The following is a 25,779-nucleotide window of genomic DNA, read 5'->3' on the forward strand; positions in this document are numbered from 1 at the left end:
ACGCTTGTCGTGTCCCAGGCGACTCATGGCGGAAAAGCGAAGCGCATTCCGCCATGCGCCGCCCGGGACTTGATCAGCGTTGACTATGCCGACAACGATTTGGCGCCCGCCATCAGGGACTCCACTGCCCGGTCGAACAAGGGCGCCGGCTCCAGCGGACGCAAATTGCCCAGTTCCATGGCCTCGAGCAGCGGCGCGCGCAAAAAGATGACCTGCTGCTGCTCGTCGGCCACGCTGAACACAAAGGCGCCCTCGCCCGCCGACACCGCACACAACAGCGCCGTGCGGTACTGCCCGTCGATCTTGAGCTCGAACCCGGTCCCGGGACGCGCCCACGACAGCCAGTCTGCGTCCGACGGACGCGCCATCCTGGCCGCAGCCTTGGCGTGCGCGCTTGCCTGCACGCCACGCCGCGCCAGCGCCGCCTCCAGCTCGAACTTGCCGACCCAGTGCTCGCTGTCGGCCGACGGCACCACCGCATCGATCGCGAAGCCGGCAAAATGCTGGCGGAAAGCGTCGAGCGACATCAGCCGCCGCGCACGCTCCTGCTTGTTCCCCAACACGTCCATGTGCACCGCCACCAGCCGGTCGAAGGCGGCCTTGGAGGGCGCCTCCGGCAGCGAGATCGAGGCCATGCCCCCGCGCACGCGCTTGACCAGATCGGGCAGCATGCGCATCATCGCCGCGCGGTCGTCCGGCGTGGTCTTTTCCTGCGCGCTCCAGAGCAGCTCGGGCAGCAGCGCGATGCCTTCCTCGGCGCTGCAGCCGGGGTGGCTGAGCACCCGGGCCCAGGTGCCGAGGATGAAGTCGGCCAGGCGCGGGTCGACCTGCAGCGGCTGCAGCGCCGCCGACAATGCGCGTCCGGCGCCGGCCAGCCGCGCGCTGTCGGCCTGTGCTTCGGCCACGGCGGCAAAGCAGCGCGCCATGGCTGCGTCGCAGCCGGCCAGCAACTCGGACACGTGGCTGTCAAGTGCGCTTTCGGAGTCGCCAAACAGCAGCAGGTCGTCGTCGAACAGGTCAAGCACGGCGCCCACGATGTTGCTCACTTCCGGTTCCAGCACGGCGAAGCAGGGCGCGGCCGGCGTGACGCCCGCCCCCACCGATCCAAGCCGGTCGAGCAGGCGCCGCACCGGGTGCTGCGCTTCATACAGCAGCTCGGGGTACTGCAGCGCGGCGCGCACGAACGGCAAGTACAGGCGCGCGAGCTGGTGCTGCATCTGGACGCCGACAAGGTCGTCGGCGATGATCGATTCGAACAGCAGGGCGACGATGTCGAGGATGCGGCGCTGCTCGAGATCGATATCGGCCGGGTCGAGCAGCCCGCGCAGTGCGAGCGGCTTGAGCGGCGCTACGCCGGCGGCCACTTCCTGTTGCAGCCCCAACAGCGCCTGGTCCAGCAATGGGCGCTCGCCGTGCGGGCGCGCCGACCGCGGGACTGGCGTACCCTTGGGCTTGTGGAAGGTGTCCCACACGACGTCGAGCAGATCCTGACTACGCGTCGCGGCAGCGGGACCGGCCGGTTGCCGGCCTGGTTGCAGGTCCGGTTGCAGGTCCGGTTGCAGGTCCAGCTGCAAGTCCAGCTGCAAGTCCAGCTGCGGCAGGTCCGGGTGCGGCGGGTCCCGCTGCGGCAGGTCGCCCGGCTGCGCCCGCGCGTCGGGCAGCGCCAGCTGGTCGGGCCGGGTCGGCACGCTGGCGCGCGGCAGGTCATCGATCTGCTGCAGCTCAAAAAGCCGCTGCAGCTTGTCCATCAGGCGCGCATGGGCAAGCTGCTGTTCGTCGCTAAGCTCGGTGACGCGCACGCCGGCGGGAGCCACGCCGCGCACATCCTGGGCGGCGCGCGACCAGGCTGCGCGCTCGCTGTCGCCGCGCTTCATGGCCGATGGACGCGCGGCCAGGCGCGCGGTGATGCCGCCCGCCTCGAACACGTCCAGAATGCCGGCGTAAAAACCGGGCAGCCGGTGGGCCATCGCCATGCCCAGTGCATCGTAGAGCACCTTGGACTGCGATTCTTCCCACATCAGTTCGCGCAGCGCCTCGTACAGCGCGCGCGCCAGCAGGTAGGGCCTGAAAGGGTTTTCGCGCTCGCGCGCCTCGCGGTCGTCGTGCATGATCGCGATGGTCAGGTTGACGCGCCCCAGCTCGACCTGCTCGGCTTCGCGCAGGCGCCCGACCATGCGCTCGATTTCGATCTGGCGCGTGACGACGTCGTCGTCGATCAGGGTCAGGGTCGCGTAGTTGATTTCCTGGGCCGCCGCCTTTTGCTGCTGTGCGTGCATGGTGACCATGGCGCGCTCGAGCAGGCTGGCAAAGTGGCGGTCCATGCGCGCGCGCAGGGTGCGTGCTTCCCCGCGCAAAAAATTGCGCACGGTGACCAGGTCGGCCAGAGCCACGCCGCTGGCCCCGCTCATAGCGCGCGTGGTCATGCTGTCTGCCTCGACCACGGTCTGTTCGGCCAGCGCCGAGAAACTTTCCAGCGCGCGCTCCTTGGCAAGGCGAATAATACGGTTCGGTATATGCATGGATCTTCGGCTATCGAATAGGTAACTGCTACGCAATGTCTGCTTCCATCATAGCGCGTTGCGTCAGATTGTCACGCGCAGTACCGTTCCGCGTTGCAATTTGTTACATGAGAGAAATACCAAAAGTCGATCTACAACGCCAGCGGCGGCCGCTGCCTTATAATACCGGCTGTCCCCTTGCACTGAAACGCCATGTCATCTGCCACTTCCCACGTCAATATAGCCGCCTATAAATTTGTCACGTTCGACAATACCGAAGAATTGCGCCCGCAGTACCAGGCGTTGTGCCACGAACTGGGCTTGAAGGGCACCATCCTGCTCACGCCGGAAGGCATCAACTTGTTCTTGTCCGGCCCGCGCGACAAGATCGACCACTTTCTGGCCTGGCTGCGCGGCGACGCGCGCTTTGCCGACATCGAGGTCAAGGAAAGCTATTCCGAAGAGCAGTCGCACAAGCGCATGCTGGTCAAGCTGAAGAAGGAAATCATCACCATGCGCATGCCGCTGATCCAGCCCGAGCTGGGGCGCGCGCCTGCAGTGGCGCCGGCCACGCTCAAGCGCTGGCTCGACCAGGGGCATGACGACAATGGCAAACCGGTCGTGATGGTCGACACGCGCAACGCCTTCGAGGTCGACGTGGGTACCTTCAACAACACGATCGATTACCGGATCGACAAATTCACGCAATTTCCCGAGGTGATCGCCGCCAACAAGGAGGCGCTGGCCGACAAGACCGTCGTCACCTTCTGCACTGGCGGCATTCGCTGTGAAAAAGCGGCCATCCACATGCAGAATATCGGCTACGACAGCGTGTACCAGCTCGAAGGCGGGATTCTGAAATATTTTGAGGACGTGGGCGGGGAGCACTACACGGGCGACTGCTTTGTATTCGACTATCGCACGGCCCTCAATCCCCAGCTTGAAGCGGTCACCACCACCCAGTGTTTTGCTTGCCGCGCCGTGGTGACGCCGCGCGAACAGCTGTCGGCGCAGTATGTGTACGGGGTGTCGTGTCCGCATTGCTATCGTGCAGATAGCATAGCGGCCTAGCCTGGCGCCCGGGTGGCGCAAAAAAATGTGGGGAATTTGGCGACAATCGTAGGGCGCAACAGGACGCAGTCCGCATTGCGCCATGCATCATGGCTTCGGCATTCCACCCAGTAAGGCCGCAATTTTTTGCTTGCCCGGCTTGATCGACGAACTCGATACCGCCGGCGCCAATGGCGCCGAGCTCACGCTCGGCTCGTACGGTTTGAGGAACCATGGATCGACTTTTTCGCGGCGCGGCATCGGTCCACTGGTGCGCGGCGCACGTTCGCTGCGTTCGCCGCCGGTGCTGCTGCTACCGCTGCTACTGCTACTACTGCTACTACTGCTACTGCGCACCGGCGCCTCGCCTTCACCGCGGCGCGCGCGGCGCTCCGGTGGACGCTCCGACGTTTCGCGCGGCGCCCGCGATGGCGCGGCAAAGCCGGTCAGCTCGCCACGGGTGATGGTCTGCTTGATCAATTTTTCAATATCGGTCAGCAGGCGCTCGTCCTTCTCCGAATACACGGAAATGGCGTCGCCCGAGGCGCCCGCGCGACCCGTGCGGCCGATCCGGTGCACATAATCTTCCGCGTTGTACGGCAAGTCGAAATTGATCACGCATGGCAAGTCTGAAATGTCGAGCCCGCGCGCGGCCACGTCGGTGGCGACCAGCACATCGGTCTCGCCTTTCTTGAACGCGTCAAGCGCGGCCATGCGTTCCTGCTGGGTCTTGTCGCCATGAATGGCGGTCGACTTGATGCCGGCCTGCTCCAGATGGCGCGACAGGCGCGACGCGCCAATCTTGGTATTCGAAAACACCAGCACTTGCTTGAGGTCGCGTCCGCGGATCAGGTGCTCGACGACGTCGCGCTTGCTCTCTTCAGTCACCTTATAGACCACTTGGGTCACCTTGTCGGCGGTCGCATTGCTGCGCGCCACTTCGATGATCACGGGATCGTTCAAGAAACTGTTCGCCAGCTTCTTGATCTCGCCGGAAAAAGTCGCCGAGAACATGAGGTTCTGGCGTTTTTTCGGCAGCATGTTAATGATGCGTTGCAAGTCCGGCAAAAACCCCATGTCGAGCATGCGGTCCGCTTCGTCCATCACCAGCATCTGCACCTGGCCCAGGTTGACGTTTTTCTGTTCCACATGGTCGAGCAGTCGGCCCGGCGTGGCGATGACGATTTCGACGCCGCCCTTGAGGATGGTGGTCTGGCCCTTCATGTCCATGCCGCCAAACACCACGGTCGAGCGCAGCGGCGTGTGCTGGGCGTAAGCCTTGACGTTTTCCGCCACCTGCACCGCCAGCTCGCGCGTGGGCGTGAGCACCAGCGCGCGCACCGGGTGGCGCGCGGGCGACATGCTGGGGTTGGCGTGCGCCATCAGCAACTGGATGATCGGCAGCGAGAAACCGGCCGTTTTTCCGGTCCCGGTCTGGGCGGCGCCCATGACGTCGCGGCCTTGCAGCACGATGGGAATGGCGGCCGCCTGGATTGGCGTCGGGTGCACATAACCCTGGTCGGTCAGCGCGCGCAGGATTTCGGGAGCAAGGCCGAAGTCGGCAAAACGCACGGTAGGCGCGCTGTCAGCTTCAATGGTGATCGGTGTTTCTGGCATAAATTTTCCGGGCGAATGTTCGATAAGCTCTACGCCCAGATTGAAGGCCGACACAGGGAAAGACCGGCGGCCAGCTCGAAATAGTGTCGCGAAACGCCCCTTTGACAAGCGGACGCGCGGACGTAGATGCAGTAATAGTGCCGTAAACGATACCCTAAAAGCGGGCAACTGTATATGGAATATGTGTTTCCCCCAGAGCGGCAGGATAGATCATTGGTAACAGGCCAAGGGTTCTGACCGCGAACCGGCGTCAAAAAATTAACAATCGCCCCGGCAGAGCGGTATCCCGGGCAGGTCGGCATGACAGGTGGCAGTGTCCGATTAGAAACAGGAAGTTTCGCGCTTGCACAAATTGCATGTCAAAAGGCTTACATCGTGTGCAATTTACATTAGGCAATGTTAAGCTGACGCCAGTTTTAAGCGGCGCTGTCATAAATAGCGCGCGTCCCTTGGGAACCATCCCAGCTATTCGCATAAAGACAAACTTTTGACGATGCCATTCGCCCTCTCCACCGTCCTGCGCCGCGGCTGCGCCCTCCTGTGCCTGCTGGCGCTGTCGCTGTCGGCGCTGGCGACGCCGACCTCGACGCTGCGCTTCAAGCGGCTCGGGTCGATCGACTCGGACGACCTGCTCATCCTGAGCATGATGCAGGACCGCCAGGGCTTCGTGTGGATCGGCACGCTCAGCGGCGGTTTGTACCGCTACAACGGCTACCATGCGGTCAAGTACACCAGCAGCGCCGCCGAGCCGAACAGCCTGCCCCACGACCGCGTCTCGACCCTGTATGAAGACCAGCAGGGCGTGATCTGGGCCGGCACCCAGAACGGGCTGGCACGCTACAACCCGAAGACCAACGATTTCACCCGCTTCGTGCCGCCATACGGCCCGGCCGCGCAGCGCATCGTCAAGTCGATCATCGGCGACGGCAAGGGCGGCATGTGGCTGGCGACCTGGGGCGGCCTGCAGCATTTCGACCCGTCGCGCGCCGCTTTCACGCTATACCTGCATGACGACAAAAGGCCCGGCAGCTTGGCCAGCAACGACGTCAACGCCATTGCCATGGACGAGCGCGGCGGCGTGTGGGCCGCCACCTGGCCCGGCGGCCTGGACTATCTGCCGCAAGGCAAGGTCGACGTGATTCACCACCGCCTCGACAGCGATGCCGCGCCCGACCCGAAATTGAATATCGTGCGCGCTCTGCACTACGGCCGCGACCACACCTTGTGGGTCGGCACCCAGAACGGCGTGATTACCTGGAAGGCCGGCACCGACTGGGACGCGCGCACCTTGAATTCGCCGGCCACCCGCATCAACTATTTGTATGGCGACCGCAATGACACGGTGTGGGCCGGGACGCTGGCCGCCGGCCTGCTGCGCTGGGACAAGGGCGCGGCAAAGCCTGTGCAATACGTGCACCGCGCCAACGATTCGAACAGCCTGCCATCAGACTATATCCGGGCCGTCATGCAAGACCGCAGCGGCATGCTGTGGGTCGGTTCGTTTTCGGACGGCATCAGCCTGGCTAACCTGAACAGCCAGGGCTTCCAGCGCTTCATTCCTTTCGATGTCGAAGCGCACAACCTGCGCCCCGACAACTCGCTGAAAGCCATCGAAGGCGCGCCTGACGGGCGCATGTGGTTAAGCGGCAACTCGGGCCTGGCGCTGTTCGATCCGGCCAATGGCGACGTGCTCAAGACATTCCGCGCCGACGCCGGCAAGCCCGGTTCACTTTCCAACGACGTGGTCTACAGCCTGTACCAGCAGCCGGGCGGGCCGCTGTGGGTGGGCACCTCGGCCGGCCTGAACCGGCTCGACTCGCCGGAGCAGCCGTTCAAGGTCATCAATTTTGGCAGCGTGGGGGCGGACTTCATCAATGCCATCGCCCCCGGCGCGGGCAACACCTTATGGCTCGGCACCGGCAGCCAAGTGATCCGCTACGACACCGTGGCCGGCACCTGGACCAATTACGCCCACAGCACGCTAGAGGCCAACAGCCGCAGCGTCAACAACAGTACTGTCATTCTCGAGGACAAGCTGGGCCGCGTGTGGATGGGTTCGGAATGGAGCGGCGGCGGGCTCGACGTGCTCAATCCGCACACCGGCAAGTTCCGCCACCTGCGCCACGACGCAGCCAATCCGGCCTCGCTGGCCGACGACAACGTCGCCTCGCTGTACCAGGATCCGCAAGGCCGAGTCTGGGCCGGCACCTCGCGCGGGGTCAACCAGGTCTTGACGGCGGCTGACGGCAGCATCAGTTTTCGCAGCTACGGCGCCAAGGACAGCGTGGGCGAAGTCAAGATCCTGGCCATGCGCAGCGACAAGGCCGGCAAGTTGTGGATGAGCACGGCCGGCGGCTTGCTGCGGGTCGATCCCGACTCCGGCAAGGTCAGCCGCTACACCAATGCGGATGGCCTGTCGGAGGGCTATTCGGTGTCCACCGCCTACGCCGCGCCCGACGGCAAGCTGTATTTTGGCGGCGTCAAGGGCATGACCGGCATCACCCCTGAACTGGTGCGCAGCGACTCGGTCAAACCGCAGGTGGCCTTCACCGACATTGGCGTGTTCAACCATTCGCTCAAAAATGGGCAGCCCGTGCCCGGCATCAAGCTCGAAGGCGGCGTCACGTCGCCGTCGGCGCTCACGCTGTCGGTGCAGGAATCGGTGTTCACGATTGAATTTGCGGCCTTGCATTACACCGATCCGGCGCGCAATACCTATGCCTACCGGCTCGACGGCTTCGACCGCGACTGGGTGCGGACCGACGCCACGCGGCGCAGCGCCACCTATACCAATCTGGATCCGGGCCGCTACACCTTCATGGTCAAGGCCGCCAATCACCAGGGGGTGTGGAATGACGAGCCGACCAGTTTGAGGATCGAGATTTTGCCGCCCTGGTACCACACCTGGTGGTTCCGCCTGCTGGCCAGCTTTGCGGCAGTGAGCCTGCTGTCGACGGCTTACCGCGCGCGCGTGCGGCACCTGACGCGGCGCCAGGTCCAGCTCGAAGCGATGGTGGCGGCCCGCACGCACGAACTGGAAGACAGCAATGCCAAGCTGGCTGAACTGTCGAGCACCGACGGCCTGACCGGCATTAACAACCGGCGCGGTTTTGATGCCGCGCTTGAGAGCGAATGGCGGCGCGCGGCGCGCAACGGCTATCCGCTGGCGCTGGCAATGCTCGACGTTGACCATTTCAAGGCCTATAACGACCATTATGGCCACCAGGCGGGCGACCGTTGCCTGCGCCGCGTGGCGGACCTGATTGCCGCGCACGGACGGCGCACCAGCGACCTGGTGGCCCGTTACGGCGGCGAGGAATTCGCCTTGCTGGCGCCGGCGACCGATGCCGCGCACGCGCTGGCGATCGCCCAGGAAATTTGCGAAGAGCTGGCGCGCCTGGCGCTGCCGCATGCCAAGTCGCCACATGGCGTGGTGACGATCAGTATTGGCGTGGCAACGTCGATGCCGGATGAAGCGCTCAGCTGGAGCACGCTGATCGAGCAGGCGGACAAGGCGCTGTATCGGGCCAAGCAGGCGGGGCGGAACCGGGCGGTGCTGGGGGAGTGATGCTGAAATCACCCGGGAGCGCCGTCGAGACGCATGGCGCAATGCGGGCTAGCCCTTTTCCGCCCTACTGCCCTTGGCAGTGCAAAGTATCCTCCCACAATCCTTGTGCAACGGCCACAACCGCGGGGACGATGCAGTGTGGGGTTTGCACATTTCGTGGTGTTTGTGCAGTCAACTGGTGGCAAAACGCTTTGCAACATCCGCGTTCGCGACACCGCTGTAGCATTATTTTTGCATGCCTATCCCATTCAGCGCTTCCAGAGCTGCGCCGCCGCCGCGCGCTCGCCCGCCGCATCGAGCGCCTTGCCGGCAATGCGTTCATCGATCGCCTCGAGCACTGCCGGCGGCAATTGGCTCCCGGCTTGCCGGTACGCCCCGGGCGCGACTGCAGCGGCGCCCGCCATCACGGGAATGCGCCATTCGTCGCCGCTGCGGCAGGCCAGCCCCGCCATGTTGGACAGCATGAAACTGCGGCAATAATGACCATCCTTGGCCACGAAGCTGAGCCCGACCCGTACCGGCGCATCGGCCGCCACCGGCCCGGCCTGCGCAGTTAGCGCCTGCGCCAGCCGGCCTTGCGCCTTCAGCGCCCCGCTGCCGGCGTCCAACCCGGCCAGCTGCGCGCCACCGCCCAAGCCTTGCGCACCAAACACCCCGGCCAGTACGCCCACCACCAGCGTGGCCGCCAGCGCACCCCATTCGGGCCAGCGCCAGCCGTGCTTGTCGGGCGCAGGCCGCGGCGGCGGCGGCGTGCGCAACTGGCGCACGCTGTCGAGATGGATCACCTTGCCCGAGCGCGTGGCCGCCTGCAGCCGCTGGGGCACCTCCTCGGCCAGCGTGCCGGCAAAGGCGCCAAACACGTGCGACCGCAGCACCTGGTGCTGGCGGATCTTTTCGGCCAGGGCCGGGTCCTGGCGCATGGCCAGCTCCACCTGGAACCGCGTTGTGTCGTCGAGCTCGCCGTCGGCGTAGGCCATTATGATTTCTTCGGTAAATCTCATGCTACAGTCCTCGCTTGATCTGACAACAATCCCTGCAGCGCCTCGCGCGCTCGCGCCAGCCTGCTGGTCAGGGTACCCATGGGAATTTCCAGGACCTCGGCCGCTTCCTTGTAGGCCATGCCGTCCACCAGCACCAGGGCGATCACGACCCGGTGGTCGTCCGAGAGCAGGCTGATCGCTTTGCGGATCGCCAGGCGCTGCTGGTGCGCCTCGGCGGAATTGTCGCCCACATGCTCGCCCGACTCTTCGGGGGCGAACACCTGGTCGCGCCGGATCCGGCTGCGCACTTCGTCAATCCAGGCATTTTTCATGATGCGGAAAAGCCAGCTGTCCAGGCGCGTCCCCGCTTCCCATTGTTCGCTGCGCTTGAGCGCGCGCTCCACCGCCACCTGCACCAGGTCGTCGCCATCTTCCGTGTTGAAGGTGATGGAACGCGCAAAGCGGCGCAGCCGGGGCAGCAAGGCCCCGATGTCAGCGTGGATGGTGGTGGCGTCAAGTGTCATAAACATTCATAGATAGCGGGTAAACGTTGGGGCGAGGGATTTTAATCCCAGTCCCGTTCGTTTAATTAACAAGACCATCAATCCCTATACTATCATCCGACGAATGAAGACAAAATCCCCGTTTCGTGCGCCTCGCGCCTGGCGCCTGGTGTTAGCGCTTACTCTCGCGGCGACTGCCTCCCGCGCTAGCGCCCAGTTGCGCCTTCCCTCACTGGCCTTGCCGCACCCTCAGGCCGGTTTGCCCTGGGGCAGCGGTCTGCCGGGCATTGCCGCGGCAAGCCCGGGTCCGCTGCGCGCCCTGCCCGACTTGCGGCACGTGCGCCTGGACCAGGTAAAAATCTTGCTCGGACAACATCGCGATGTGCTCGAAGCCGACCCGCGCGGCGAGCCCGTCGTGCGGCGCGAGATTTTGGCCTGGTCGCCCGGTCCGGCAGGCCTGGCGGCGGCGCAGGCAGCCGGCCTGACGGTGCTGCGCGAGCGGCGCCTGGGCGGCCTGGACGAAGTGATCGTGGTGCTGGGCGTGCCCGAACAGGCCGATACCGCGCGCGTGCTGGAGCAGTTACGCGCACTGGACCCGGACGGCGCGTATGACTTCAACCATCTGTATATGGGCAGCGGCGGCGCAAACGCGGCAGCCGCGCCGGCGGAGGCCGGGTCCGAGTCCGGGTCCGCAAGCGCTTCGCTCGGCGCGGTCAGCGTGGGTCTGGTCGACAGCGGCGTCGACACGCGACACGATGTGTTTCGCGATGCGCGCATCCGGCGCTGGGGCTGCGGCGATGTGGTGCGCCCCGCTGCCCACGGCACTGCCGTGGCGGCGTTAATGGTGGGCCAGTCGCCCCGCTTTCGCGGCGTGGCGCCGCAGGCGCACTTGTTTGCTGCCGATATTTATTGCGACAGCGCCAGTGGCGGCTCGGCCGACAAGATCGCCGGCGCGCTGGCCTGGCTGGCCACGGAACAGGTTGGCGTGATCAACCTGAGCATCGTCGGCCCCGCCAACCGGACGCTCGAACGCGTGGTCGCGGCGATGGTGCGGCGCGGCCACCTGCTGGTGGCGGCGGTCGGCAACGACGGGCCCGCCGCCGCCCCGCTGTATCCGGCCAGCTATCCGGGCGTGGTGGGTGTGAGCGCGGTGGACAAGCGCGGGCGCGTATTGCCCGAAGCGGGGCGCGGGCCGCAAGTCATGTTCGCCGCGCCAGGCAACAATATGGTCAGCGCCGCGCCGGGCGAGCCGCCCTATCGGCAAGTGCGCGGCACCTCGTTCGCCGCCCCCATCGTGGCGACCATGCTGGCGAGCGCGCTGCCGCGTCCTGACCAGGGGCGCTCGGCGCTCGCACTGGCGGCGCTGGCCGCGCAGGCGGTCAAGGCTGGCGCTGCGGACAGCGGCCATGGGGTGGTGGGACAGGCGTTCCGGGTTGATCCGGAAACGCTGCGCTAACTTTTTTTTCGGACGCAGGGAATAAACCGTCGAGCCCGCTCGTTTTCCTTGTAACGGTTGCAGACAGGCTGCACCGCTTACAGGAGAACATCATGAAAATTAAACACATCGCCATCCACATCGCCCTCATCGCATCCTTTGGCATGGCCGCTTCGGCCCAGGCCCAATTACTGGGCGGCGGCGGCCGCGGCCTTGGCGGATCGCTGGGCGGCATGCTAGGCGGCAGCGGCGGTATGGGCGGCGGCATGGGCGGCGGTATGGACGGCAGCATGGGCGGCGGCATGGGCAGCCAGGGTGGCGGCAACGGCACTCTTTCCGGTGCGCTTTCGGGCTCGGCATCAAGCGGCATGAATGCGGACCTTGCCGGCGGCGGGCGCCGCACGGCGGGCACCGTGCGCGATGCGGCGCGCGCTCAGGCCGACAGCACGGGCGGCTACGCGCGTTCGACTGTGGGCAACGCACGCGGCGCAGCGCAGAACGGTGCACGCCAGGCAGGCGACGCGGCAGGTTCGGTTCAGGTCGACAAATCGGTCAATATCAATGCGGGCGGTTCGGCCTACGGCAGCGGCGCCGCCGGCGGCAACGGCACGGCCGGGGGCGAGAGCGAGACCAAGTCCACGAGCCAGTAAGCGACGCAGCACGATCCTGCCGCCGCTGGCACGGCCGCCTTGCTATTTACGAGGTGATCAGGCCGTGCTCGTCGAGCATGTCATGCATCAGTTCGAGGCGGATGACGGGATTGTCGAGCATCAGCAGGCTGTGCTTTTGCAGATTGGGCAAGGGCAGCAAGTCGCACCAGCGGTTGGCCACCCAGCCGCAGTCGTCAAGCCGGAATGGCGGCAGCACCGGCCAGCGCTGCTCGGGTACTTCGTGCAGCGACGCGAACACCTTGTCGAGCGCGTCGGCGGCGCCTTGCAGTTCGGACGGGATCGGGATGCTGCGGTCGTCTTCCACCAGCTCGGTGTTGGCCATCCACAGGCCGTTGGCGCGCCGTTCGCTGGAAAGAATGCGAAAGCGCGCGCCGCCGCGACAGCTAACGTGCAGCAAGCCCGGCGCGGACGCGGTGGTGTCCTGGACCGAGGCCAGGGTGCCCGTTGGCAGGAAGCGTTCCTGCCCCTCGGGCGTGCGCACCTCGCCGCCCTCGGTCAGCAACACCACGCCGAACGGCGTGCCGTCGGCGATGCAGCGGCCGATCATGTCGAGGTAGCGCACCTCGAAAATTTGCAGCGGCAACACGCCGTCTGGAAACAGCACGGTGCCAAGCGGGAACAGGGGAAAAGTAAGAGCGGCCATGCGTCCATCATGCCAGAATCCGCGCATGGCGGCGCACCATTAATAGTGGCGGACAGCCTGCACCAGTGCGCGCAGGCGCCAGCGCAGGCGCGCGGTGCCGGGATCGGGCCAGGGTTCGACCAGCACCGTCAGCTTGCCCCCGGGATGCGCGCTTGAGGTGAACTCTTCGCTGCCGGCCTGCTCAAACGGCAGGTGCATTTCTCGCCCCGGCTTGACCAAGATGGCGCCCAGGAAGTGCGGGGCCGTGTCATTGTTTTTTATGTGCAGCACGTCGCGCACGCCCAGCGTCAGGCGCACTGTCGGGGGCAAGGCGCCGGTCATGTCGCCAGACTGGCGCCGTGTCTGTGTGCCTGGCGCAATCTTGAGCAGGAGAGTGCGCTCGCGTGCGCCCAGCGGCGCCAACGCGGCCCAGGCGAGTGCGATCACGGCGATCAACAACAGCAGCGAGAGCAGCGCATGGCGGCGCGCGTGTTCGAGCGCAGCGTGCGGTAGCGGCGCTGGCGGCGGCGCTGGCGGCGGTGGTTGCGACGACACTAGCGATACCTCGCCAGAATCCGCTGCACGCTGCCGTCTGCAATGAGGCCATTGATCGCCTTGTCGACGTCGGCGAACGGCAGGTGGCTGCGGCGCGAAAATGCGCATTGCGCCGAAAAGGAAGCAACCGTGAGGTCAGGTCGCAGCTTCAGGGATTTGTTCATCTTTGCATGGTACGCCAGCGTAGACTGCACGATCACGGTGTAACGCGCGTGGCCCAGCATGAGCTTGTGCAGGTTCTCTTCCATGGTGGGCGAATCGCTGCGCAGAAAACGCAAACCGAGCACTTGCTCGACGCGCGGGTAGCGGTAGCCGGTGACGGTGCCTACCGGACGGTCGCGCAAGTCCAACAGCGAACGCAGCACCGGCATGTCGGGGTGGGAAGCGACGACTTCGGTATCGGGCAGCAGCGGAGCGCTCCAGTCAAAATCGCCGTCGATCCAGAACGGCCGCACATAACAGACACCGTCGGCCTTGCCGTCCGAAAGTGCGGCGCCGACCTGGTCGCCTGCTACACTAATAAAGATGATGCTGCGGCCGAGGCGGCGTGCGATGGCCTCGCCCAGGTCCTTCAAAATACCCCCGCTCAGCTTGTCGCTTTTGAAACTGGCCAGCGGCATGGCATGGTTGAGCGGCGCGATCATACGCAATTGGTCGTTGCCGGCGGTGGCCGTGCCTGCTGCCGCCAGCGCGGCGAGGATGCAAACGATGTGCTTGAACATGCTTGATTGCTCACATAAGATAATTTGTACAACGAGCGAAATGGTAACACCGACAAAACCACACACTCCACGAATTTGCCGAAGTCCATGCTCAAATGAAATACAATTGAGGTTTCTTCGCGCTAACATTAGTTTCTTATGAACTATATATTAAAAATTGTCGTGCCCACGGTGCCCCCGTACAACCATGATGCCTATGGATTTGCGGACAACTTGCTGCGCGAGTCAGCAGGGCTGGCGCCGTCGCCCCGGCTGATTCAGTTCCACGATGCACTCACGGCCCGTTTTCCGTGCCCGTCGACTGGCATTTACGACAACGCCGAAGGCAGCCCGGTGTGTCCGTGGGGCCACGTACCGCTGATGGAAGGGTTCACCGGCGACGCCGGCGCCATACAGATTGTCGCGCGCAACGTGGAAGTCATTCCCTTCCTGCTGCGCCGGGCGGGTGCGCTCGCGCTGACCGTGCTGGACGAGCAGGCCGACAAGGTGCACCGCCCGGCGACGTTCAGCATCACGCTCGACAGCATCCAGAAAAATGTCGACCGCGAAGCAATCGTGGCCAAGCTGGTGCCGCTGTTCAAGCGCTCGCCCGAAGAAGTGCGCGAGGTGCTGGCCATGCCCAAGGCGGTGCTCAAGCGCCGGCTGGACCACGTGACGGCGCAGCGCTTCTCGCGCACGCTCGACCTGATCGGGTGCAACTGCACGGTAGAAAAGGAAATGCCCGAACTGGGCGTGACGATCCCGATCAGCGGGCCGGGCGTAGTGGCGATCCAGCCGAGCGCCCAGAACGAGCAGTTCGATTCCCGCTCCCCGCACGAAAAAAGCGCGGGCGTTTCATGGCAGCCAAGCTGGGTCTCGCGGGTATGGGACAAGGTCGCCCGGCGGCGCCACTACTAAATCCTCACCCGGGGCAAACAGTCAGGAACGCTGCCTTCAAGTAACGGTTCATTGGTAACTCTTTTACAAGTGAAGCGAGCTCATGTATAAACTTATCATATCAATAATATGTAAATTTGGATAATTCTTGTCGCCTGCAGATCGTGGAGTACAAATTGTTGCAAAAAGAAAACCATGCCAAAACAAAATCTCGATCATCGCCAATAAACAATGTTACCATCGGTTAATTACTTTTTTGATAACCTAACCATGAGATCTTGCCTTATCCCCTGTCTGCTGTCGCTCGCGGTCTTAGACGCGGCTGCGGCCGACGCGCTCGTCCCCGTGCAGAATTTTACTGAGGCCGCCACTTACAGCCAGGCCCGCCTTGCGCCCGATGGCAAGCATGTCGCCATCAATGTCAGGATGGAACGCAATGGCAGGATGATTCCGACGCTGTCGGTCTACACCGTACCTGAACTGAAACACGTCAGCTCGATCGGCTTGCCCGCTTTCGAAATCCCCGCGGATTTTCTCTGGCTTACCAACAAGCGGCTGGCCGTCAAGAAGGGCCGGGAAATCGGCCTGCGCGAAAAACCGGTTGCAACCGGTGAGGTCGTTGCCGTTAATCTCGACGGCACGCAACAGCAATATCTATTCGGCTATAAAGGATTCAGGCAGTCGAGCAAGGGCGACCGCTATGGCGACGATTATGGCTATGCGCATGTAACCCACATCCCGGAGCAGCGCGATGGCCATGTGCTGCTGGGCAGCCATTATTGGGATAGCAAGCGCAGCATGCTGTACGACATCGATTCCGTGACCTCGGCCCGAAAATTGCTTGCTGACATACCGGCGGAGGATCTTGATTTTGAAGTCCAGCATGATGGCAAGCCGCGTTTTGCCTCGGGCGTAAACGAGAACAACCAGGCGGTGCTGTTCCGCCTCGACGACGGCAGCAGCCAATGGCGCCCGGTCAGCTTTGAGACGCCAGGTTCACGCTACCACCCGTTCGCGTTCACGCCGGACGACAAGGCGGTGTACGTCAGCCAGGCCCAAAATGGCGGGCCATACAGCATCTTGCGCGAAGACATGGCAAGCGGAGCGCGCACCCCGATTGCCAGCGATCCGCTAGGCAATATCGACCGTTTTGAATACACCGCCAGGCCCAGCGTGCCGTTCGCCTACTCGTCGGCCGTGGGCATTCCGCGCGCGCCCTACCTCGACGACAAGCTGCCCGACGCCGTGCTGCACAAGACACTCAGTGCCGCTTTTCCCAACGCCTACGTTTCCTTCATTAATTTCAGCGACGACGGCCAGCATTTGCTCTTTAGCGTGCGCAGCGACCGCGATCCCGGCACCTACTATCTGTACGACAAAAAGACGGCGCAAGCGGACGCATTGTTTTCCAACATGGAGAAAATCGATCCCGCCCAGATGGCCGAGCGGCGCCCGTTCACCTTCACCGCCCGCGACGGCCTGCCGGTGTCCGGTTTCATCACGCTGCCGGCCAATCCGGGCAAGGGCAAATTGCCGATGGTGCTGCTGCCCCATGGGGGACCGATCGGCATTGCCGACGACTGGTACTTCGATACCGACGCGCAATTTCTGGCCAGCCGAGGCTACGCAGTACTGCAAGTCAATTTCCGCGGCTCGGGCGGGCGCGGCAAGCGCTTCGAAGCGGCCGGCCACAAAGAATGGGGCGGCAAGATGATGGACGATCTGATCGACGGCGTGAAATGGGCCGGCGCCCAAAGCGAGATCGACGCCAGTCGGGTATGCGTGTTCGGCGCCAGCTTCGGCGGCTACGCGGCGCTGATGCTGCCGGTCCGCGCACCTGCCATGTTCAAATGCGCGGTCGGTTACTCGGGCATCTACTACTTGCCCCACGCTTATACAACGGACCGCTTGATCGGTGACAAGCAAGCCAAGAACTACCTGGCCAAGGTAATGGGTAGTGACGAAGCGCAGCTGCGCCAGCAGTCGCCCGCAACGCTCGCTGCCAACATTACCGTGCCAGTCTTGCTGGTCCACGGCGGCAATGACAAGGTCACTGAACTGAACCAGGCATTGATGATGCGCGAGGCGCTCATCAAGGCTGGCCGTCCGCCGGAGTGGATCCTGGAAAAGGATGAGGGCCATGGCTTTTACGACGCCAAGCGCCAGCAGGAATTCTACGAACGGCTGGAAGCTTTCCTGGGCAAGCACCTGGCCAAATAGGCTTGCTGCACCCTTGCTGCCCCCTTACTGTACCTTGAGCTGGGTGAAGGCAAAGCCGATCTGCTCGAGCGCCTGGACCGCCTGGTCCAGGCTGGCAAACACCTGTGGCGCGAGGTTCTTGACCTCAAGCAGCATGCCGGCGTCGCCCTTGGCGCCCACCAGCCGCACGTTCCAGTGGCCTGCGGTCATCGGCACGCGCAGCAGCATCGCGCCGCTCAGGCGCCCGAGCGCAAAGTCGCGCCGCGCCTGTTCCATGGTGCGGTTGCACTCGGGCGCGCTCATCTGGCCGGCATGGCCGCCAGCATGGTCCGCACGGCATCATTGGCCGCGCTCCAGCCGGCCTTGGCCAGCACCGGCGCGCACTGGGCGCAGGCGCTGAAGGGATTGCAGCCATGCTCCAGTTCAAAGTATTGCTTGCCGACGACGGGTTTGCCCGAATAGGTGTCAAGCTTGGCCGCCTTTTCTTTCACGGGCGGCGCCTCGCCTCCCGCCGTGAGCCAGCGCGCAAAGGGTGCGTCGGCCACGCCGTCGGGCACGTACCAGGCCTTGCGGTCCTGGTTCCAGCGCGCGCCCAGGGATTTTGCTTCGTCTTTTTCCGCGAACGGAACTTTCAAGAATTTCATGTGGTCGCTTTCATGTAGTCGCCCCTGACAGGATGCCGTATTGTCCCACTATGGAAGGCGCCGGTACACCCCTTGCTCGCCGAGCACGCAACTGAAGTCCTTGGCGAACTCCGTGCCCAGCAAGTCGCTGGGCGGCTCCACCTGCAAGATGCCGAAGTTGCACAGGCTTTCGCTGAACAGGCCGAGCGCACGCCGCTGCAGCGGCACGTCGAAATCCTTGAGCGGACGCTGGCACACGATCAGGTGGAACTCATTGAAGGAGGCGTCGCTCGCCAGGTCGTACTGGCCCCACACGATGTTCTGGCGCAAATCCGCGCGCAGCTTGTAGTGCTCGCCCACGCGCTCGCAGTACGCCAGCAGCGAATGGCGCCCGCCCCCTTTCAAATGGCGCTCGTCGCGCTCAAGCATGCTCGCGCCGGTGACGGCAAGAGCCGCCACCTCGCCCAGCACGTCGTCATTGGCGCTGGTGACAAACAGCTGCGTCTTGCCGAGCAAGCCTTCTTCCTCGAGCATGACGGCCAGCTGCAGCACCAGGCCAGGGTCCGCGCATTCTGCCAGCCACACCACCGGCCAGGACGCTGAACGCAGCACCGGCAAGGCCGCGCAGCGCATCGCCATGAAGCACTGCGGCCCCGTGAAAAAACCACTGGCGCCCTGGCTCAGGTGGCGCATCGTTTCCCTGGCAAAGCCGACATCGTGCAGCACCCTGCCCTGCAAGGCCGAGATGCTGTCAACGCCGGCGTGCGCCACGAACGCGTCGATCCTGCGCTCCAGGGCCACCGGTTCGAAGCCCCGAAAGTCCACACCGTAGCGCCGGTACATGCCTTCGACCAGCAGGCTCGTTTCCAGCTGCGCGACGCTGGCCTCGTCGGCCACTGTCAATGACCGAGCCATACGCGGATCAGCGAGAGCAGTTGCGCCACGTCGACCGGCTTGGTGATGTAGTCGGATGCGCCGGCGGCGATGCACTTGTCGCGGTCGCCCTTCATGGCCTTGGCCGTCAAGGTGATGATCGGCAGCGTCTTGAAGCGGGCGATCTTGCGGATCGCGCGCATCGTGTCGTAGCCGTCCATCTCCGGCATCATGATGTCCATCAGGACGATCTCGATGCCCTCGGTTTCTTCCAGCATCTTGATGCCGTCCTTGCCGTTTTCGGCGAAGTGCACCTTCATCTGGTAGCGTTCGAGCACGGTCGTCAGCGCGAAGATGTTGCGCAGGTCGTCATCGACCACGAGTACGCTGCGGCCCACCAGGTCGCCCTCGGAAGCCTGCACCTGCTCGAGCATGCGGCGCTGCTCGTCGGGCAGGCGCGCCGGCGAACGGTGCAGGAACAGCGCCGTTTCGTCCAGCAGGCGCTCGCGCGAACGCGCATCCTTGACCACGATGGTCTTGGCAAAGCGTTTCAGCTTGGTCACTTCCTTGCGCGAGAGTTCGGCGGCGGTGTAGACCACCACCGGCAGGTCGCGCAAATTCGGGTCCTTGCTAATGGTGTCCAACAGCGTGAAGCCGTCCATGTCCGGCAGCGACAGGTCCAGCACCACGCAGTCGAAGCGGCGCTCATTGAGTACTTGCAGCGCCTTGGCGCCGGTGTCGACGGCCACCAGTTCCAGGTCCGAGTCGCCGATCAGCTGGGTGATGTCGAGCCGCTGCACTTCGTCGTCCTCGATGATCAACAGGCTGCGCCGGGTCTGGCTCATGAAGCGCAGGATCTGGCTGAATTCCTCGTCCAGGCGCTCCGGCTTGACCGGCTTGTTCAGGTACGAGATGGCGCCGGCACGCAGCGCCTTTTCGCGCTCGCGCATGCTCGACATCACGTGCACGGGAATGTGGCGCGTGGTCGGGTCGCGCTTCAAGCGGTCGAGTACCGTAAAGCCGTCGGTGCCGGGCAAGTCCAGGTCGAGCAGGATGGCGATCGGCAGGTAGTCGCGCGCCAGCGTGAGCACCGATTCACCGCTGAAGGTGACGATGCCTTTCAGGCCGCGCGCGCGCGCCTGCGAGAGCACGATGTTGGCAAAGCGCGAGTCATCCTCGACGATCAGCACCGACTGGTCGCCCGAGGACACCAGGTTGCGGTCGTCGAAGTCCGGATCGTGCAGGTTCACGCGCGGCGTGGTGCCGTTGAACGGCAGCGTGACCACGCCCGGAATCGGCATGGGCGCCAGCTCGTTGGCGATTTGGCGCAGCGGCGCCGGCTCCATGGACAGCTGGTAGGCGCCAAAGCCGGAATGGTTATACGGCAGGAACAAGGTAAAGGTACTGCCGCTGCCGACCACCGAGCTGACCCGGATTTCGCCGCCCAGCAAACGCGCCAGTTCGCGCGAGATCGACAGGCCAAGGCCGGTGCCGCCGTAGCGGCGCGCGGTCGAACCGTCGGCCTGCTGGAACGCTTCGAAGATCAGCTGCAGCTTGTCGGCCGAAATGCCCACGCCGGTGTCGGTGACGGAGAACGACACCACCGCGTCGGCGCGGTCGAGCGTGGGGTGTTCCGGGGTCCAGCCGCTTTGCACCATGCCGATGCGCAGCGTGACTTCGCCGTTGGCGGTGAACTTGAACGCGTTCGACAGCAGGTTTTTCAGGATCTGCTGCAAGCGCGTGGTGTCGGTCATCATTGCCAGCGGCAGGCTCGGATCCATCTCGATGAAGAACTTGACCAGTTTGGCTTCGGCCATGTGGCGGAAGGTGCGCTCCACGTAGGTGGCCAGCACCGGGAAACGCGACTCCGACACTTCCAGCGTCACCGTGCCGGACTCGATCTTGGACAAGTCGAGAATGTCGTTGATCAGGGTGAGCAGGTCGGAGCCGGAGCCGTGGATGGTTTTGGCATACTCGACCTGGTTCTTGGACAGGTTGCCGTTCGGGTTGTCGCCCAGCTGCTGCGCCAGGATCAACAGGCTGTTCAGGGGCGTTCTCAGCTCGTGCGACATATTGGCCAAGAACTCGGACTTGTACTTGGACGACAGCGCCAGCTGCGTGGCCTTGTCTTCCAGCGCCAGCTTGGCCTGTTCCACCTCGCGGTTCTTGCGTTCCACCTCGCTGTTCTGGTCCGACAGCAAGCGCGCCTTTTCGGCCAGCTCCTGGTTGGTCTGCTGCAGTTCTTGCGCCAGCGACTGCGACTGCGTCAGCAGCGACTCGGTGCGGCTGTTGGCCTCGATCGTATTCAACACCGCGCCAATCGAACCCATCAACTGGTCCAGAAAGCCCATGTGGGTTTGCGTGAAGCGGTCGAGCGAGGCGATCTCGATGACGGCCTTGACTTCCTGCTCGAACAGGATCGGCAACACCACGATGTTGGTGGGCGGCGCGGAACCGAGGCCCGACGACACCACGACATAATCGCGCGGCACGTTGGTCAGCCACATGCGCTGCTTTTCAATGGCGCACTGGCCAACCAGCCCTTCGCCGGGAGCAAACGAGGTAGGCAGCTCGCGGTCGGACCGGTAGCCGTAGCTGGCGATCATTTTCAGGCGCGGCTTGAGGTCATGGGCGTCCATCATGAAGAACACGCCATGGTGGGCCGAGACCAGCGGCGCAAGCTCCGAGAGAATCAGCTTGGTCACTTCCTCGATGTCGCGCTGGCCTTGCAACAGGCGCGTAAAGCGCGCCAGGTTGGTCTTGAGCCAATCCTGCTCGGCGTTCTTTTGCGTGGTCTCTTTCAGGTTGCGGATCATCTCGTTGATGTTGTCCTTCAGGTCGGACACTTCGCCGCGCGCTTCGACCTGGATCGAGCGCGACAAGTCGCCGCGCGTCACCGCCGTGGCCACTTCGGCAATCGCGCGCACCTGGGTCGTCAAGTTCGCCGCCAGCTGGTTCACGTTTTCGGTCAAGTCTTTCCACGTGCCCGAGGCGCCCGGCACCGATGCCTGGCCGCCCAGCTTTCCTTCCACGCCCACGTCGCGCGCCACGCCCGTCACCTGGTCGGCAAACACGGCCAGCGTATCGGTCATTTCATTGATGGTGTTGGCCAGCGATGCGATCTCGCCTTGCGCCGCGACCGTCAGCTTTTTCTTCATGTCGCCTTTTGCCACGGCGGTCACCACGCCGGCGATACCGCGCACCTGCGCCGTCAGGTTGGCGGCCATGAAGTTCACGTTCTCGGTCAAGTCTTTCCAGGTGCCGCCCACGCCCTTCACCTGCGCCTGGCCGCCGAGTTTTCCTTCGGTGCCCACTTCGCGCGCCACGCGCGTCACTTCCGACGCAAAGGAGGACAGTTGATCGACCATCACGTTGATGGTGTCTTTCAGTTCGAGGATCTCGCCCTTGACGTCCACGGTGATCTTCTTGGACAAGTCGCCGTTTGCCACCGCGGTGGTCACTTCAGCGATGTTACGCACCTGGCCGGTGAGATTGGACGCCATGAAGTTCACGTTGTCGGTCAAGTCTTTCCAGGTGCCCGAGGCGCCCGGCACATTGGCCTGGCCGCCCAGGCGCCCTTCGGTACCGACTTCACGCGCTACGCGCGTCACTTCCGAGGCAAACGAGCGCAATTGGTCGACCATGGTGTTGATGGTGTCTTTCAGCTGCAAGATCTCGCCGCGCACGTCCACCGTGATCTTCTTGGACAAGTCGCCGTTCGCCACCGCAGTCGTCACGTCTGCAATGTTACGCACCTGCGAGGTCAGGTTACCGGCCATCGAGTTGACCGAGTCGGTCAAGTCTTTCCAGGTACCTGCAACGCCCGGCACGTTGGCCTGCCCGCCCAATTTACCCTCGGTGCCGACCTCGCGCGCCACGCGCGTCACTTCCGAGGCAAAGGAGGATAATTGGTCCACCATCACGTTGATGGTGTCTTTCATTTCCAGGATCTCGCCCTTGACGTCGGCGGTGATCTTCTTGGACAAGTCGCCGTTCGCCACCGCCGTGGTCACCTCGGCGATGTTGCGCACCTGGCCGGTAAGGTTGGAGGCCATGAAGTTCACGTTGTCGGTCAAGTCTTTCCAGGTGCCGGCCACGCCCTTCACCTGCGCCTGGCCGCCGAGTTTTCCTTCGGTGCCCACTTCGCGCGCCACGCGCGTCACTTCCGAGGCGAACGAGGAGAGCTGGTCCACCATCACGTTGATGGTGTCTTTCAGTTCCAGGATCTCGCCCTTGGCGTCTGCCGTGATTTTTTTGGACAAGTCGCCCGTTGCCACCGCCGTCGTCACGTCCGCAATATTGCGCACCTGGCCGGTCAGGTTACCGGCCATCGAATTCACCGAGTCGGTCAAGTCTTTCCAGGTGCCTGCCACGCCGGGCACATTGGCCTGGCCGCCCAGCTTGCCTTCGGTACCCACCTCGCGCGCCACGCGCGTCACTTCCGAGGCGAAGGAATTGAGCTGGTCCACCATCACGTTAATCGTATTCTTGAGCTCGAGAATTTCGCCTTTTGCATCCGCCGTGATGGTTTTGGACAGCTCGCCGTTGGCCACTGCGGTGGTTACTTCCGCGATATTGCGCACCTGGCCCGTCAAGTTCGAGGCCATGAAGTTCACGTTGTCGGTCAAGTCTTTCCAGGTACCGGCCACGCCCTTTACCTGCGCCTGGCCGCCCAGCTTGCCTTCGGTACCCACCTCGCGCGCAACGCGCGTCACTTCGGATGCGAACGAAGACAATTGGTCCACCATCACGTTGATCGTGTCTTTCAACTGCAAAATCTCGCCCTGGGCGTCGGCCGCAATTTTTTTGGACAAGTCGCCGTTCGCCACCGCCGTGGTCACCTCGGCGATGTTGCGCACCTGCCCCGTCAAGTTACCCGCCATCGAGTTCACCGAGTCGGTCAAGTCTTTCCAGGTACCCGCAACGCCCGGCACGTTTGCCTGGCCGCCCAGCTTGCCTTCGGTACCGACCTCGCGCGCCACCCGCGTGACTTCCGAGGCGAAGGAAGACAATTGATCCACCATCACGTTGATCGTGTCTTTCAGCTGCAAGATTTCGCCCTGGGCGTCGGCCGCGATTTTTTTCGACAAGTCGCCGTTCGCCACCGCCGTCGTCACCTCGGCAATGTTACGCACCTGGCCCGTCAAGTTACCCGCCATCGAGTTGACCGAGTCGGTCAAGTCTTTCCAGGTACCGGCCACGCCGGGCACGTGCGCCTGGCCGCCCAGTTTGCCTTCGGTGCCCACTTCGCGCGCCACGCGCGTGACTTCCGAGGCGAACGAAGACAATTGATCCACCATCACGTTAATCGTGTCTTTCAGCTCCAGGATCTCGCCCTTGGCGTCCGCCGTGATTTTCTTCGAGAGGTTGCCGTTTGCCACCGCCGTCGTCACCTCCGCGATGTTACGCACCTGGCGCGTCAGGTTACCGGCCATCGAGTTGACGTTTTCGGTCAAGTCTTTCCAGGTACCGCCCACGCCCTTCACCTGCGCCTGGCCGCCGAGTTTTCCTTCGGTACCGACTTCGCGCGCCACCCGGGTGACCTCGGACGCAAAGGAAGACAATTGATCCACCATCACGTTAATCGTATTTTTGAGCTCGAGAATTTCGCCCTTGGCGTCTGCGGTGATTTTCTTCGACAGGTTGCCGTTCGCCACCGCCGTCGTCACCTCGGCAATATTGCGCACCTGGCCGGTCAGGTTACCGGCCATGGAGTTCACCGAGTCGGTCAAGTCTTTCCAGGTGCCGCCCACGCCCTTCACCTGCGCCTGGCCGCCCAGCTTGCCTTCGGTACCCACTTCGCGCGCCACACGCGTCACTTCCGAGGCGAACGAGGACAGCTGGTCCACCATCACGTTGATGGTGTCCTTCAACTGCAAGATTTCACCCTTGGCGTCGGCGGCGATCTTTTTGGACAAGTCGCCATTCGCCACCGCGGTCGTCACTTCGGCAATGTTACGCACCTGGCCCGTCAGGTTGGACGCCATGAAGTTCACGTTGTCGGTCAAATCCTTCCAGGTGCCGCCCACGCCGGGCACGTAAGCTTGGCCGCCCAGTTTGCCTTCGGTGCCGACCTCGCGCGCCACGCGCGTCACTTCCGAGGCGAACGAGCGCAGCTGGTCCACCATGGTGTTGATCGTGTCTTTCAGCTGCAAGATTTCGCCACGCACGTCGACCGTGATTTTTTTGGACAAGTCGCCGTTGGCCACCGCGGTCGTGACTTCCGCAATATTGCGCACCTGGGAAGTGAGGTTACCGGCCATCGAGTTGACCGAGTCGGTCAAGTCTTTCCAGGTACCGGCAACGCCCGGCACATTGGCCTGGCCGCCCAATTTACCTTCGGTACCCACCTCGCGCGCCACGCGCGTGACTTCCGAGGCGAAAGAAGACAGCTGGTCCACCATCGTGTTCGCGGTCGATGCGGCGCGCAGGAACTGACCGCGCAAGGGGCGCCCGTCCACTTCCAGCGCCATGTTTTGCGACAGGTCGCCTTTTGCCACGGCGCCAATGACGCGCGCCATTTCAGTGGTCGGGCGCACCAGGTCGTCGATCAAGGCATTGACCGAATTGATGATCGTGGCCCAGCCGCCGCCCACGGTGGGCGAGGCTGCGCGCTGCAGCAGGCGGCCGTCATGGCCGACCACGCGGCTCACGCTGACAATTTCCTCCGCGATCTTGTCGCTGTTTTCAATAATGTCGTTGAGGGTATCGGCGATCTTGCCGTTCATGCCCGTCAAGTCGGAAGGCAGCCGCACGGAAAAGTCACCTCGGCGCAACGCTACCAAAGCAGTCAGCAGTAACTTTGAATCGAGAACTTCGTTTGATTCTGCTATGACATCCATGTGACTGCTCCTTGTTTGTGAGCAGACATTTTGAATGTCAATCATTATGCTTGCAAGCAATGTTCTATTGAAACTAGCCCTTTTTTTTGGGATGAAGCGACAGACAAAACCTGCGTCCAGCGGCGCGAGCGCCGCATTCAGCCGG

Annotated in this window: 17 protein-coding genes; 6 read left to right on the forward strand and 11 right to left on the reverse strand. The window is 63.6% G+C overall.

The genetic code is table 11. From position 1 onward, the window contains the following. Positions 1 to 83: 83 nt before the first annotated feature. A complete protein-coding gene (locus ACP7BV_RS07080) occupies positions 84 to 2,519 on the reverse strand; it encodes a DUF1631 family protein (protein ID WP_426102946.1) in 2,436 nt (811 codons plus the stop codon). A gap of 192 nt (positions 2,520 to 2,711) precedes the next feature. Here ACP7BV_RS07080 and ACP7BV_RS07085 point away from each other — a divergent pair, with 192 nt between their 5' ends. Continuing rightward, the gene (locus ACP7BV_RS07085) at positions 2,712 to 3,569 is read left to right on the forward strand and encodes a sulfurtransferase (RefSeq protein WP_426102948.1); all 858 of its coding nucleotides are present in this window, start codon (positions 2,712 to 2,714) and stop codon (positions 3,567 to 3,569) included. A gap of 87 nt (positions 3,570 to 3,656) precedes the next feature. On the opposite strand, the gene ACP7BV_RS07090 is transcribed toward ACP7BV_RS07085, so the two are convergent. Next, a complete protein-coding gene (locus ACP7BV_RS07090) occupies positions 3,657 to 5,165 on the reverse strand; it encodes a DEAD/DEAH box helicase (RefSeq protein WP_426102950.1) in 1,509 nt (502 codons plus the stop codon). 493 nt (positions 5,166 to 5,658) lie between these two features. Between ACP7BV_RS07090 and ACP7BV_RS07095 the strand changes: the two genes are divergently transcribed. After that, positions 5,659 to 8,733 (forward strand): diguanylate cyclase domain-containing protein, encoded by a 3,075-nt coding sequence (locus ACP7BV_RS07095; protein WP_426103225.1) that lies wholly within the window; start codon positions 5,659 to 5,661, stop codon positions 8,731 to 8,733. Between the two features lie 248 nt (positions 8,734 to 8,981). Here ACP7BV_RS07095 and ACP7BV_RS07100 read toward each other — a convergent pair whose 3' ends face one another. After that, positions 8,982 to 9,734 carry an anti-sigma factor family protein gene (locus tag ACP7BV_RS07100; protein WP_426102952.1) on the reverse strand — a complete coding sequence of 251 codons (753 nt, stop codon included), beginning with the start codon at positions 9,732 to 9,734 and terminating at the stop codon, positions 8,982 to 8,984. Continuing rightward, on the reverse strand, positions 9,731 to 10,237 hold the full coding sequence (locus ACP7BV_RS07105) for an RNA polymerase sigma factor (RefSeq protein WP_426102954.1): 507 nt from the start codon (positions 10,235 to 10,237) through the stop codon (positions 9,731 to 9,733). The genes ACP7BV_RS07100 and ACP7BV_RS07105 overlap by 4 nt, the downstream gene beginning before the upstream one ends. Positions 10,238 to 10,433: 196 nt before the next feature. On the opposite strand from ACP7BV_RS07105, the gene ACP7BV_RS07110 reads away from it, so the two are divergent. Continuing rightward, positions 10,434 to 11,672, forward strand: coding sequence for a S8 family serine peptidase (locus tag ACP7BV_RS07110; protein ID WP_426102956.1), 1,239 nt, complete (start codon positions 10,434 to 10,436; stop codon positions 11,670 to 11,672). A 92-nt stretch (positions 11,673 to 11,764) separates the two neighbouring features. Continuing rightward, the gene (locus tag ACP7BV_RS07115; protein WP_426102958.1) at positions 11,765 to 12,301 is read left to right on the forward strand and encodes a hypothetical protein; all 537 of its coding nucleotides are present in this window, start codon (positions 11,765 to 11,767) and stop codon (positions 12,299 to 12,301) included. Positions 12,302 to 12,347: 46 nt separating this feature from the next. On the opposite strand, the gene ACP7BV_RS07120 is transcribed toward ACP7BV_RS07115, so the two are convergent. From ACP7BV_RS07120 to ACP7BV_RS07130, 3 genes are read right to left on the reverse strand one after another with little or no spacing between them, the layout of a single operon-like run. Then, positions 12,348 to 12,965: an LON peptidase substrate-binding domain-containing protein gene (locus ACP7BV_RS07120; RefSeq protein WP_426102960.1), complete on the reverse strand. Its 618-nt coding sequence runs from the start codon at positions 12,963 to 12,965 to the stop codon at positions 12,348 to 12,350. A gap of 39 nt (positions 12,966 to 13,004) precedes the next feature. Next, entirely contained in the window at positions 13,005 to 13,499 is a 495-nt protein-coding gene (locus ACP7BV_RS07125; RefSeq protein WP_426102962.1) for a cupredoxin domain-containing protein, read from the reverse strand. Further along, complete coding sequence (locus ACP7BV_RS07130; RefSeq protein WP_426102964.1) at positions 13,499 to 14,221, reverse strand: substrate-binding periplasmic protein; 723 nt, start codon at positions 14,219 to 14,221, stop codon at positions 13,499 to 13,501. The genes ACP7BV_RS07125 and ACP7BV_RS07130 overlap by 1 nt, the downstream gene beginning before the upstream one ends. Before the next feature lie 138 nt (positions 14,222 to 14,359). On the opposite strand from ACP7BV_RS07130, the gene ACP7BV_RS07135 reads away from it, so the two are divergent. Then, entirely contained in the window at positions 14,360 to 15,118 is a 759-nt protein-coding gene (locus ACP7BV_RS07135; RefSeq protein ID WP_426102966.1) for a hypothetical protein, read from the forward strand. A 324-nt stretch (positions 15,119 to 15,442) separates the two neighbouring features. Continuing rightward, positions 15,443 to 17,317, forward strand: a complete 1,875-nt coding sequence (locus ACP7BV_RS07140; RefSeq protein ID WP_426102968.1) for a prolyl oligopeptidase family serine peptidase — start codon at positions 15,443 to 15,445, stop codon at positions 17,315 to 17,317. Positions 17,318 to 17,341: 24 nt separating this feature from the next. On the opposite strand, the gene ACP7BV_RS07145 is transcribed toward ACP7BV_RS07140, so the two are convergent. The 4 genes from ACP7BV_RS07145 to ACP7BV_RS07160 are packed head-to-tail and all read right to left on the reverse strand — an operon-like array spanning position 17,342 to position 25,634. Next, a complete protein-coding gene (locus tag ACP7BV_RS07145; RefSeq protein ID WP_426102970.1) occupies positions 17,342 to 17,599 on the reverse strand; it encodes a hypothetical protein in 258 nt (85 codons plus the stop codon). Beyond that, positions 17,596 to 17,940: a DUF5710 domain-containing protein gene (locus tag ACP7BV_RS07150; protein ID WP_426102972.1), complete on the reverse strand. Its 345-nt coding sequence runs from the start codon at positions 17,938 to 17,940 to the stop codon at positions 17,596 to 17,598. Before ACP7BV_RS07150 ends, ACP7BV_RS07145 begins: the two co-directional genes overlap by 4 nt. A gap of 48 nt (positions 17,941 to 17,988) precedes the next feature. Then, positions 17,989 to 18,834: a hypothetical protein gene (locus tag ACP7BV_RS07155; protein ID WP_426102974.1), complete on the reverse strand. Its 846-nt coding sequence runs from the start codon at positions 18,832 to 18,834 to the stop codon at positions 17,989 to 17,991. Next, positions 18,819 to 25,634 carry a HAMP domain-containing protein gene (locus tag ACP7BV_RS07160; RefSeq protein ID WP_426102976.1) on the reverse strand — a complete coding sequence of 2,272 codons (6,816 nt, stop codon included), beginning with the start codon at positions 25,632 to 25,634 and terminating at the stop codon, positions 18,819 to 18,821. Before ACP7BV_RS07160 ends, ACP7BV_RS07155 begins: the two co-directional genes overlap by 16 nt. Positions 25,635 to 25,779 lie beyond the last annotated feature (145 nt).

It is taken from the genome of Massilia sp. TSP1-1-2 (assembly GCF_049896185.1).
In the GTDB taxonomy this organism is placed as follows: domain Bacteria; phylum Pseudomonadota; class Gammaproteobacteria; order Burkholderiales; family Burkholderiaceae_D; genus Telluria_A.